Origin of the sequence: Candidatus Poriferisocius sp., assembly GCF_965214065.1 — a bacterium.
GTDB lineage: Bacteria > Actinomycetota > Acidimicrobiia > Acidimicrobiales > Bin134 > Poriferisocius.
Genome location: NZ_CBDCAT010000024.1, coordinates 46219 through 57375, shown reverse-complemented (window position 1 = coordinate 57375; position 11157 = coordinate 46219). Strand labels below are relative to the sequence as shown.

The 11157-nt window shown below is 67.1% G+C and carries 12 protein-coding genes; 11 read left to right on the top strand and 1 reads right to left on the bottom strand.

The features are described from left to right. Positions 1-127 precede the first annotated feature (127 nt). Genes ACOOGG_RS02285 through ACOOGG_RS02240 form a run of 10 tightly spaced genes read left to right on the top strand, consistent with a single transcriptional unit; the run spans position 128 to position 6733 of the window. Positions 128-823, top strand: a complete 696-nt coding sequence (locus ACOOGG_RS02285; protein ID WP_420431868.1) for a hypothetical protein — start codon at positions 128-130, stop codon at positions 821-823. Then, complete coding sequence (locus ACOOGG_RS02280) at positions 823-2385, top strand: ATPase, T2SS/T4P/T4SS family (RefSeq protein ID WP_420431866.1); 1563 nt, start codon at positions 823-825, stop codon at positions 2383-2385. The genes ACOOGG_RS02285 and ACOOGG_RS02280 overlap by 1 nt, the downstream gene beginning before the upstream one ends. Next, entirely contained in the window at positions 2385-3197 is an 813-nt protein-coding gene (locus tag ACOOGG_RS02275; RefSeq protein ID WP_420431864.1) for a hypothetical protein, read from the top strand. The genes ACOOGG_RS02280 and ACOOGG_RS02275 overlap by 1 nt, the downstream gene beginning before the upstream one ends. Continuing rightward, a complete protein-coding gene (locus tag ACOOGG_RS02270) occupies positions 3161-3904 on the top strand; it encodes a type II secretion system F family protein (RefSeq protein WP_420431862.1) in 744 nt (247 codons plus the stop codon). Before ACOOGG_RS02275 ends, ACOOGG_RS02270 begins: the two co-directional genes overlap by 37 nt. A 53-nt stretch (positions 3905-3957) precedes the next feature. After that, positions 3958-4173, top strand: coding sequence for a hypothetical protein (locus ACOOGG_RS02265; protein ID WP_420431860.1), 216 nt, complete (start codon positions 3958-3960; stop codon positions 4171-4173). Between the two features lie 45 nt (positions 4174-4218). Beyond that, positions 4219-4467 (top strand): hypothetical protein, encoded by a 249-nt coding sequence (locus ACOOGG_RS02260; RefSeq protein ID WP_420431858.1) that lies wholly within the window; start codon positions 4219-4221, stop codon positions 4465-4467. 9 nt (positions 4468-4476) lie between these two features. Next, positions 4477-4884, top strand: coding sequence for a hypothetical protein (locus ACOOGG_RS02255; protein WP_420431856.1), 408 nt, complete (start codon positions 4477-4479; stop codon positions 4882-4884). Positions 4885-4894: 10 nt separating this feature from the next. Beyond that, positions 4895-5287 (top strand): hypothetical protein, encoded by a 393-nt coding sequence (locus ACOOGG_RS02250; RefSeq protein ID WP_420431854.1) that lies wholly within the window; start codon positions 4895-4897, stop codon positions 5285-5287. 8 nt (positions 5288-5295) lie between these two features. Next, complete coding sequence (locus ACOOGG_RS02245) at positions 5296-5658, top strand: hypothetical protein (protein ID WP_420431852.1); 363 nt, start codon at positions 5296-5298, stop codon at positions 5656-5658. Positions 5659-5665: 7 nt separating this feature from the next. Continuing rightward, entirely contained in the window at positions 5666-6733 is a 1068-nt protein-coding gene (locus ACOOGG_RS02240; protein ID WP_420431850.1) for a hypothetical protein, read from the top strand. Positions 6734-6760: 27 nt separating this feature from the next. Here ACOOGG_RS02240 and ACOOGG_RS02235 read toward each other — a convergent pair whose 3' ends face one another. Continuing rightward, complete coding sequence (locus tag ACOOGG_RS02235) at positions 6761-7234, bottom strand: hypothetical protein (RefSeq protein ID WP_420431848.1); 474 nt, start codon at positions 7232-7234, stop codon at positions 6761-6763. A 620-nt stretch (positions 7235-7854) separates the two neighbouring features. Between ACOOGG_RS02235 and ACOOGG_RS02230 the strand changes: the two genes are divergently transcribed. Continuing rightward, positions 7855-11157 carry a type ISP restriction/modification enzyme gene (locus tag ACOOGG_RS02230; protein ID WP_420431846.1) on the top strand — a complete coding sequence of 1101 codons (3303 nt, stop codon included), beginning with the start codon at positions 7855-7857 and terminating at the stop codon, positions 11155-11157.

The following is an 11157-nucleotide window of genomic DNA, read 5'->3' as shown; positions in this document are numbered from 1 at the left end:
AATATGTTCTCTCCGCTCGCTTGCAAGAGGCGGGCAGGCCTGTCGCCCCGACGGGCCTTTGAACCCAGTGCGAGACGAGGAAGGTGCCTTCTGTGACCACGTGGCCGACACCCGCTGGAGCTGTCCGATGAACGACTGGCCTCTCCCGTTCAAGCTGCGGCTCGCCGGGGCCGCAGGTGTGCTGGTTGCGGTCGTGGTCGTGCTGGTTGCAACCGGCGGCGGGGGCGGCGTGCAGCGCGCGCCGGTGCCCGTCACGACCGAGGAATGGCAGGCCGGTCGGGAAGCCGGCGGGTGGGTGCCCGTCGAGGTTCCCGCCGAGGCGGCGGCTTTCGCCGCGGCCCCCGCCGAGTTGGGCGTCGAAAGGATCGCCGCCTTCGACTTGCCCGCCGGGACGATCGTCACCGCCGAGATGCTGCGCCCGCCGGGTGCCGGGATCGCCGACGACACCGCGTCCACGGTCTGGGTGGCCGCGGACACCGGGCGGTGGCACGGCGGTCCCGCAGCGGGGGAGCTGGCCGTGTTCGCGTTCGAGCCCGCCGGCTGCGCCGCCCTGGAGCTGGAGCTGGTCGACGTCGAGACCGGCCAGGTAGCCGTCGAGGCCGGCCCCGCCCTGTTCGCCGCGCTGGTCGAGGGCGAGCCGTGGACCGTGTGGGCCTCCCCCGCGGCGGGCTGGGAAGACCGGTGCCCCGCCGAGGCAGCAGACCCCGAAGCAGACCCCGATGAGGCTGACCCCGAAGCAGGTTCTAATACCGGTGAGGCAGGCGCCGAGGGGGGGAGCGCCGGGCCCCAGAGCGATTCCGAGGCGACTGAGGGGGCGGGCTGATGCTGTTGTTGGTTCGGGACCACAAGATCGACGACGAGGTCGCGGAGTGGGTGACGGCGGCTCTGTTCGAGGGGGTGACCTCCACAGCGCCGACCGCGGTGATCGCGGCGAACGCGGTGGAGACCGACGAGGCTGCCCGCTCGGGGCGCCCGGTGGTGCTGTCGCTGCGCACCGACGAGCCCGCCGTGCGCCTGGAGGCCGCGGCGGCGTCTGCGGCTGCGGTCGTGTGGGTGTCGACCACCGCCGGGGCGGGCGTGCGGTCGAGGCTGCGGCTCGACGCGGTGGGCCGGTGGGCGATCCCGGTGACGGTGGTGGCTTTGGCCGACGCCGAGCCCGACGCCAAGGAGGCGGCCAGCGGAGGCATCAAGGTGGTCTGGGTGTCGCCGGTGTCGGGCCCCAAGCCGCTGAAGACGCTCAATAGGCTCGGCCGGTCCCACAGCTCGGCCGCGTCGCGGCCGAGGCGGCTGGACCAGCTCGACAAGGAGACGCACAGGCTGTCGGCCGCGCACGCCGCGATGTCCCGCATCGAGGACTTGTTGGCCGACACCGGCGTGGAGGAGTACCAGATACGCGGCGGCGAGTTCATGCTGGTGCAAAGGACCAGCGGCCGGTTCGAGAGGCGGCACTCGCCGTTCACCTCCGACGACGAGCTCATAGAGACCACCCGGCACCTGGCCAGCTTCTCCGGGGGGATGCCCCAGCGGTTCGACAAGCTCGACTACCGGCTCGACATCAGGGTCGGCGAGCGGTGGAGGCTGCACGCCGAGGCGTTCATGTGCCAGCCGCCCACCATGGTCCTGCGCTCGAACATGGCCGGCATGGCCAGCCTCGAATCGCTCGGCGTGTCCGACCCGCAGCTCCAGGCGGTCCTCGTGGAGTCGGTGTCGGGGGCGGTGCGGGCCAACGCGGTCGTCGCCGCGGCGATGGGCGGCGGCAAGACCACCCTGGTTCAGGCGCTGCTGTCGCACGTCGACGCGAACGAGCGGATCGACACCATCGAGGACACCCCGGAGCTGCGCCTGTCCCAATACGGCATCCACGCCAACACCTACGAGCGTCTCACCCGCGACGAGAACGCCGACGGGGTGGGAAAGGTGAGCATGGGCGACCACATCCGCGACGCCAAGCGGGCCAACTCCACCAAGCTCGTGATCGGCGAGACCCGGGGCGAGGGAACCCTCGACGTGCTCGACGCCATGACCTCCGGTCTAGACGGCTGCCTCGTCACCCTCCACTCGCGGCCGGGCCCCGGCGTGATGTCCAAGCTGACCGCCTACGCCTGCATGGAGGGCGCCGACCCGCGCTACGCCCGCCAGCAGATCGCCATGGCCGTCCACCTGCTGGTATGGATGGGCCGAAACGACGAGGGCGAGCGGGTGATAGCCGACGTGTCCCAGCTGACCGGCTACGACGAGCGCAGCGACACGGTGTCCACCCTGCCGCTTTGGGCGCTTCGGCCCGGCCAGCGGTGGGCGCAGCCCGTCAACGAGCCGGTCGGCCTCGTCGCCGACGTGTACCGCTCAGCCGGCGTGGCCGCCGAGACCGGCGCCGGGGCCGGCTGATGGGCGCTGCCGCTGTCACCGTCGCCGCCGGCGGGGTCGCGCTCGCCGCGGTGCTGCTGTGGCCCGTGCGGCCCCGCGTCCCCCGCCGCTTCGCGAGACGCGGCGCCGCGGCTGTGGCCGAACGGGTGTCGCCGGGCAGCCTGGCCCGGGCCGCGGCGCCCGCAGCCGCCTTCGGCGCGGGCACCGCAGTCTGGGGGGCGGGCATCGGCCTCGCCGCGGCCATCATCGCCGCGCTGGGGGGATGGTCGCTGGCGATCAGGGCACGCTCCGCGCTGAGAGTGGCCGAGGCCACGCAGATAGCCCAGTTCACCAGCGGGCTGGCCAACCAGGCCGCCGTCGCCCCGACCGTGGTGGAGGCCATCAAGGACGCGGCGCCGCTGGTGCCGGGCCGGGTGGGGCAGGCGGCTAGGACGATGGCCGAGGAAGTGTGGATCGGCAGCCTTCCCGTGGCCGCCGACCGCTTCGCCGCCACCGTGGGACGGCCGCTGGCCGCGATGTGCGCCAACGTCCTGGTAGAGGCCCACTCCGGGGGCATCCAGTGGGCGCAGCTCGTCCACATCCTCGACACCGAGGCGGCAGAGGCCGCGGAGACCGCCCGGCACTTCCACCGCCACGTAGGGCAGATGATGGGCCAGATCGTCTCGACGCTCGCCATGGCAGTCGGCGTGGTGGCGATCACCGGAACGCTGGCCGACACCGCCGGGGCCTGGCTGGTCTCCGGCGACGGCCAGACGATCCTGCTGGCAGCCGCGGCCCTGCTGGGGCTGCTGCACGTGTGGGTGCTGGGCCGGGCGCAAAGGGAGCTCAGGTGAGCGCGCTCGTCGCCCTGTCCGGAACGGTGTGCGCGGCGCTGCTGTTGTTGACCAGCCCCCGCGGCCCGGCCGCGGCGGTGGACGCGGCCGCGATGGGATGGCCGCCGCGGCGGGTGGCCGCGGCCGGCTGGGCGGGCTCGGCGGGCGGAGCGGCGCTGTGCGGGGCGGTGGCGTCGATCTTCGCCGGCGCCGCCGCGGGGGTCGCCGCGGCGGCGCTGGCGGCCATGTGGCTTCCCTGGCTCGCGCCCGGCGTGCTGCGCGCCGCGGTCTTGAACTCCTATGGCCTAGAGCGCGACATGAACCTGCTCGAGTGGTTCCGCCGCATGCGGCTCCTGTCCGCCACCGGCCTCCCCATCAACGCCGCGGCCGTCGACGCGTCGATGTCGATCACCGGGCGGGGATTCACCCCCGCCCAGGGCCGCATCAGCGCCGCGCTCGCTGCGGGCACAGACCCCCTCGCCGTCGTCGTCGACACCATCTCCGGGTCCCCGGCCGAGCCGCTGCTGCGGGCCGTGATCTCCGCGGAGCGCTCCGGGGCCGCGTCCACCGGCCTGTTGGACCGCACCCTGGCCCGCACAGTGCGCGCCTTCGAGGCCGACCGCCGCCAAGCCGTCGACGGCATCGCCCGATCCGTCGGGATCACCGCCACGCTCACCTCAGTGGTCACCGGCCTCGTCGTGATGCTGGCCGTCATGTCGAGCCTCTGACCCCAGAAATGAGCCCCGAACAAGACAAACAAGAAACCCGAAAGGAAAAAACCATGCAAAGCGCCATAGTCCAAATGATCCTCATCGTGGTCGGCATCGCAGTGGCGGCCATCGTGAGCATCGTCGTCTACAACCAGGTCACCGACCGGGCCGGTACAGTCAACGAGCAGACCGACGTCATCTACGACTACGACACCATCACCAACCAGACCCTGTGCGAAGCCGTCGGCGGCACCTGGAACTCCGGAGACAGCACGTGCGCGGAATAGGACGGCCCCCCGCGGCCCCCGGCGCCCCCGAGGCGGTGACCCCCCGTGGTTGAGGCCATCATCGAGATCCGGTTTTTGGCCGTGATGGTCGCGGTCGCCGCTTTGGTGTCGATGGCCGCGTTCAGCGTGGCCCGGGTCGGGGCCGAGCGCGCCGGCAGGACAGGAGAGCTGGCCGACCCCCAGTGGGCGCTCATCTCCACCGCCGGCCTCTGCGGCGCCGCCGGCGGGCAGTGGACGCCGCCGGCGGGACTGCAAGGGCTCAGCGCCGGGGCTTGCACCCCCGCGGGCCGATAGGCAGAGGCGATGGAGACGCCGATCATCGTGCTGCGCACATCAGTGCTGTTCCTCATCGCCTTTTTGCTGGTGGTGTGGCAATACGCCAGCCACACCACCCGCCTCGCCGCGGACGCCGCCGCCCAGTCCGCCGCTGCTGCCGCCGCCGCACAAGTGCCCAGCGACTGGGGCTGCGACCCCGACCACCCCGCCCTTTTGGGCGCGGGCCAAAACCAGGCGCACCGGGCGGTCGCAGCCCGCCTCGGCCAAGGCGGCGTCAAGCCCAAGGCCGTCACCGTGACCGCGGCGGACTGCAACATCGCGGCCACCGTCACCGTCGGCGGCCTGTCGGCCCGCTGGCCCGCCCTGGAGCACACCGCCGTCGCCTGCTCGGCCCCCAGCGCGAGCGGCCCGCTCGCCGCAGCGGGCAGATGCTGAGGGAAAGGCGATGAGCGACGCGGTGACGCTGCTTTTGATCCTGCCCGGCCTTTTGCTGGCCATGGTCTTCGCCGACGCCGCCGGCGACCGCGGGACGGCCAGCTACCGCGCCTCCAACTACGCTGTGCTGGCAGCCGACCACGCCGCCGACCAGATCGCCGCCGACCCCCTAAACGCGGCCCTGTGGGCCCAGACCGCCCAAGCCGTCGAAGCCAACGGGCGCCTCTCGGTCTGGGGCGACTGCGTGCAATCAGACCCCCGGTTCGACATCGGCCTCCACGCCCAGCCCGAACCGCCCGCCCCGCCCTCATCGGTCGCGGTGCTGGTTGTCTGCCCCATCCACACCAGCGCGGTGCTGGCCGACGACACCGTCACCGCGATGTCGGTGCGCCGCATCCGCTAGGACCCGCCGTGTACACCGCCATCGTGTACCTGTCATTGATCTGGGCGTGCGGATTCACCGCGACGGCCATCGGCGACCAGGCCGAGCTCATATCGGCCCGCAACCTCGCCGCCATCCGAGCCGAGCAGACCGCCGACGCCTACACCGCGAGCTGCGCCACCGGCACCTGCGACAACGCAGTGCTCACCACCGCAGACGACGACGCCCCCGGCACCGCCATCCAAGGCTGCCTCGCCGGCAACGCCCTCGTCATCGACGTGTCCATCCCCGTCAAACCCCGGCTGTGGATCGCCCACAAGACCGGCACAGCACGCATAGCCGAAGTCCTCAACGAAGGCGCAACCGCCAACCTGCCCGCCTGCCCGACGTGAAACAGAAATGACCGGCATCGAGGCCACCAGAGCCGTCTACTACACCCGGCGCAAAGCCACCCCCACCGGCCGCCGCGAAATACGCAAATGGGCCCGCTCAGTCGTCTCGCTGGCCGGATTCTGCGCCTACACCGCCTGGACCGCCAAAACCGGGCTGCTCGAAACCGACCCCGAAACATGGACCGCCGCCTACCACCAGATCGCCCAAAACGACCTCGGCGAACAAGCCGCCAGATGCGCGGCCACCACCGCCGCCGCCATCTGGGCGCTGATCGCCGCACCTGCCCTGTCCTGGATCGTCCGGCGAAGGCCCTGGAGGCCCCACAGCGGCGGACTGCACCTGTCCTCCCCCGTGTGGGACCTGCCCCGCCCCCGCAACCAGCCCATCCCACCCCCCTACTTCACGCCCCTCCAACCCGACCCCGACGCCCAACCCGACCCCGACCCCGACCCTTCAGAGCCCCCCGCGCCGACCCGGCCCGCCGCAGACCACACCGGCGGATCCCCACAGCCCGAACACCGCGCCGAAACCCCCGCCCAACCCCCTGCAACCCGCGAAGAGCTGCTCGCCCGAGCCGACGGTATCAAAGCCCGCTGCGGAAAAGCGTTCAACCTGTACTGCTCCAACAAGCCCATGCGCAAAGCCCGCGAGTCGCTGCTCGCCGTGCTCGTCGCCGCCGGCGCCAACCGGGCCAAAACCGACGAGGTAGCCGGCATCCTCCGCTCCACCCCAGAGAACGTCCGCAGCCTCATGAGACGAGCCGAAAAAGACGGCTGGGTCATCCGCGAGAGCCCCGCCGACTGGGCCCTCGCCCCACAAGTCAAAACCGACATCGCCCTGCTCGTCGACGCCGTAGACCAAAACGACGAACAAACCGCCGAAGCCATCGCCGCCACCATCGGACCACCCCTGCCCACCGTCACCGACGAATGGCTCGACCAGCTCATCGCCGACCCCACCCCCCGAAAAGAACTACGCCTCGCCGCCGCAGAAATCCTCAACGCCGCCGCCGACCAATGGCCCCAAAACCCCGCCTGGCTCGCCGCCACCGACCGCCTCTACGAACACGACTAACAGGGCTGTCAGACCCAATGGCAGATGTCAGGTGCTTCCGACCGTCTCGACAGATAGAAGCAGCAGACCGCCCGACGGGACCGGGCTGGCAACTACGAAGGTAACCCGCAACCCGAACTTGCTTGCCCAGCAATAGCCATCTCCGATGTTCACCATGCCGGGCACTGCTCCGATGCTGCAAGCGATGTCGGCGAGAAGCCGGTACGCGTCTCCAAGGTTCTCCCGTCCCCTCACAAGCTTCCAGTCCAGCAGCGGCAGGTCGATCTCGTGCCACACCCACAGGACTGGCTCTGGTGGTGGCTGCTCGCCGATGCGGCCCAGCAAATGGTCCACGCTGATCCCATGCGCGTAGGGGTCGTTGTCTAGGAGCCGGCTCTGGTGGACAGTGAGCCCCTCGATGACCGCTTCAGCCTCACGGCCTGTCAGATCGGCGAATTGCTGTGGCGGGTGACTCCGTAATGTTCTCCCCGCCCAGAACCCACTCTCAAGCAATTTTCTCATCCGCAGAACACCATCCCATCCCACCCTCACAACCCGCACTTGACATATACAGGAACGTCCCCCTGGGACTTGAACAGTTGACAAAATCCCTGGTAGAGCCACCAGAGTCGGCAAAAAGTTTCTTCTATCCCCCAATCCATCCCCCATTTTATCGGGGTAATCCGGACGCCGGCGGCGGCAAGCCGAGGGAGCCTCGAAATCTGCCGCAGTCGGTGAAGAACTGGAGCCCGCTGACGCGGCTGTGCTTCTGGTAGTGGGGATCGGGCGGCTTGCGACCGGTCGGCGGATGGGTCGCGACCGGTATGGCGTTGCAGGATGGTGGCCATGGAAACCGATATTCGTGATTGCCAAATCGTCTTGTCGGCCCGCCGTTGGCTTGAGGCGCGCTGTGGGCTGGGCTTCCTCCTGTTGGCTGGACATTGGGTCTGGCCCTGCCCGGCGGCCTCTCCTTTTCCATCAATGACATAATTACCTCCCAATCGAGGCGACCGGCCAAAGGGGGGATGCTCACTTGACGTCTATAGGAACGTCCCATAGGACACCAGTAGTCTCTTTACACCGCCAGCAGCGATCTTGGATGTGGTCGGCTGTGAAGTTCCCTGATCCGAAAGGCCAATGAATTGATCTCTCTTTCAGAACTTCAGCCTCTCGTCTCAGAATTCGGACGCGCAGTCACAGAGAAGTCAGAGAGTGGGCTGGGAGAGCCGGAGGAGCAGCTTCGCGCTCCTGTCGAAGTCCTGGTCACCGGGATAGCGGTCTCCCTTGGGATTGGTGTGCCCGTGCTGGCGGGTGAGAGCGCCCTTAGCGATTTGAGAGTCAAGCCTGACTTTGCCGTGCTTGTGGATCAACTGCTTGTGGGCCATATCGAGGTGAAGGCTCCGGGCAAGGGGGCCGACACGAGGCGGTTCCGAGAAGCGCATGACAAGGAGCAGTGGAAACGCCTATCGGCGCTTCCAAACATCTTGTACACCGACGGAAACGAGTGGGGCCTGTACCGGGAAGGCGATCGAGTCGGCGGCCTCGTGAGGTTGCAGGGTGACGTAGACCAGTCAGGCCCGGACCTGAGCGCTGATGACTCCGAGCTAGCACTCCTGCTGTCCAACTTCCTCGGGTGGGAACCCGTTGCACCTGTTTCTGTGCGGCAACTGGCTGAGACGACGGCGCGTCTGTGCCGACTCCTGAGGCTGGAGGTGCTGGAGCTGATTGGCGGCTCCTCGGGATTGAAGAGCTTGCAGGCAGACTGGCGTGACCTGCTCTATCCCGAGGCGACAGACAAGCAGTTTGCAGACCAATACGCCCAAACAATCACTTTCGCTCTGCTCCTCGCGCGAGTCGAAGGGATTGACCTGAACGCCGCCACACTGAACGGGGAGAATCCAAACTTCAACTCGATAGCGAAGCACCTCAACACCAGGCATGGTCTGATCGGCACGGCTCTGTCGCTCCTCACCGACCAGACAGTCCTCGACAGCCTCGCAACCTCGGTCTGGGCACTCGTGCGGGTCCTGTCGGTCGTTGACTGGGACCGGCTGTCCGACGGCGACCCCGACAAATGGCTGTTGTTCTACGAGGACTTCCTGGCCGAGTACGACAACGAGCTACGCAAGCAGTCCGGGAGCTACTACACCCCGGTAGAGGTGGTCGACTCAATGGTGAAGCTCACCGACGGACTTCTCCGCTCACGCCTCAAGATTCAACAAGGGCTCGCATCGCCAGGCGTCACCGTTGTCGATCCAGCCTGCGGAACGGGCACTTTCCTGTTCCGGGTCATCGACCGGATAGCACAAACCGTAGAAGATTCAGAAGGACCTGGGGCTGTGGGGCCGCAGCTCGAAGCAGCAGCCAAGAGACTCATCGGCTTCGAGTTGCAGACCGGTCCGTACAGCGTCGCGGAACTCAGGCTTTCAGAGGAGTACCGCAGGCGGGGAGCCGATGTACCCGAGGAGGACTTGCGGCTCTACGTCGCGAACACCCTCGACGACCCGTTCGTGGAGGTGACTCGGCTGGGCTCGCTGTACGAACCCATCGCCCAATCGCGCCGCAACGCCAACAATGTGAAGGCAGACGAACCTGTCGTCGTGGTCATCGGCAATCCCCCCTACAAGGAGAGATCGAAGGGGAAGGGAGGATGGGTCGAATCCGGCGACAAGTCGGCGAGCGAACCGCCGCTCAAGGACTTCCTGCCACCCGCAGAGTGGAAACTCTCTACACATGTCAAACACCTGTACAACCCCTACGTCTACTTCTGGCGCTGGGCATCTTGGAAGGTGTTTGACCGCCACGAGGACAGCCCCAACGGCATCATCTCCTTTGTCACCGCTTCGGGGTTTTTGGGCGGGCCGGGCTTCGCCAAAATGCGCGACTACCTGAGGCGCACAGCCGACGAACTATGGGTCATAGACACGACCCCCGAAGGCCACCAGCCAAATATTCCAACCAGGGTATTCCCAGGAGTCCAGCAGCCGATCTGCGTCGTCATAGCCCTCAAAGACGGGACAACAGACTCGGACACCCCCGCCCCCGTCCACTTCAGACAGCTCAATCCCGGCCACCGCACAGAAAAGTTCCTAGAGCTGTCATCACTAGACCCGGACGACAACTCCCAATGGTTCCTCGCGCCAACCGAGTGGAAGGCACCACTCACGCCCGAAGGGTCGCCAGATTGGGCATCCTACCCAGCGCTGGACGACCTCTTCCCCTGGTCCGGCTCAGGAACCATGCCCGGACGAAGATGGGTGATCGGACCCAACAGCAAAGTTCTCAAAGCCCGCTGGTCAAAACTCATCGGGGAAACGGACCGCGAGGAGAAATCCGAACTTCTCGACCCCCACCCCCGAGACAGGACTCTGGACACGAGATTGGAGGACAACCTATGGGGATACGACCCCCCGAAGACCTCACTCGGCCACGAGAAAGATGCTAATTGCCCGACCGAGCCAATCGCGTTTCGGTCATTCGACCGCCAACACCTGATCGCCGACAAGCGGGTAATCAACCAGCCCAACCCGTCCCTCTGGTATGTGCGCGGCGACAACCAGGTGTATCTGACCGCCATTCACCGCACGGTTCCCAAGTCCGGCCCGGCGATCACGTTCTCCGGGCTGGTCCCAGACCTAGACCACTATCACGGTCGCGGCGGCAGGGTGTTCCCCCTTTGGCGCGATCCCAGTGCATCCTCCCCGAACATTGCACCCGGACTCCTCGACTTCATTGCCACGGTCCATAACGAGACCACCTCACCACGGGAACTGTTTGCCTATGTCGCTGCAATTGCCGGTGCCCCCGCATATACAGAGCGGCTACTTGTCGGCCTCCAAACCCCTGGCCTAAGAGTTCCCCTCACCGGAGACAGAGCGCTGTATCGAGAGGCAGCGAACATCGGAGCCGAAGTCATCTGGCTCCACACATATGGCGAGCGATTCGTCGATGACAGCGGCAGCAGGCCCCGCAGGCCACCACATCTGGAGCCTCCGCGTCGACCCAAGGTGCTCAAGTCGATACCAACCTCTGAACAAGAAATGCCGAACGAGATCGACTACAACCCCTTAAGCAAGGAACTCATTGTCGGGGAGGGCACCATAGGCCCCGTCGAAGAATCAGCCTGGACCTACGAAGTGTCGGGCGTGAACGCCCTAAGGAACTGGTTCCGCTCCCGAAAGAAGGAACCTGAGGGAAATCCTTCCTCCGATCTCGACAAGATCACACAGAGAACTTGGACGGCGGAATTCACAACAGAACTGCTCCAACTCATCAACGTGCTGACAATGCTCGCCGACCTGGAGACCAAGCAGGCAAACCTTCTCGACCGCGTGCTCTCTGGCCCGCTGATCTCCACAGCAGAACTTGAAGACAACGGCATCATTCCCGTCACCGCGAAAGCAGCAAAGAAACCAACGGTCCCTAACAGCACCACCCTTCTGTGA

Excerpts from the sequence above, each read along its gene's own strand:
- ACOOGG_RS02240 (WP_420431850.1), top strand. The coding sequence starts at position 5,666 with ATGACCGGCATCGAGGCCACCAGAGCCGTCTACTACACCCGGCGCAAA.
- ACOOGG_RS02280 (WP_420431866.1), top strand. The coding sequence starts at position 823 with ATGCTGTTGTTGGTTCGGGACCACAAGATCGACGACGAGGTCGCGGAG.
- ACOOGG_RS02250 (WP_420431854.1), top strand. The coding sequence starts at position 4,895 with ATGAGCGACGCGGTGACGCTGCTTTTGATCCTGCCCGGCCTTTTGCTG.
- ACOOGG_RS02275 (WP_420431864.1), top strand. The coding sequence starts at position 2,385 with ATGGGCGCTGCCGCTGTCACCGTCGCCGCCGGCGGGGTCGCGCTCGCC.
- ACOOGG_RS02235 (WP_420431848.1), bottom strand. The coding sequence starts at position 7,234 with ATGAGAAAATTGCTTGAGAGTGGGTTCTGGGCGGGGAGAACATTACGG.
- ACOOGG_RS02265 (WP_420431860.1), top strand. The coding sequence starts at position 3,958 with ATGCAAAGCGCCATAGTCCAAATGATCCTCATCGTGGTCGGCATCGCA.
- ACOOGG_RS02255 (WP_420431856.1), top strand. The coding sequence starts at position 4,477 with ATGGAGACGCCGATCATCGTGCTGCGCACATCAGTGCTGTTCCTCATC.
- ACOOGG_RS02285 (WP_420431868.1), top strand. The coding sequence starts at position 128 with ATGAACGACTGGCCTCTCCCGTTCAAGCTGCGGCTCGCCGGGGCCGCA.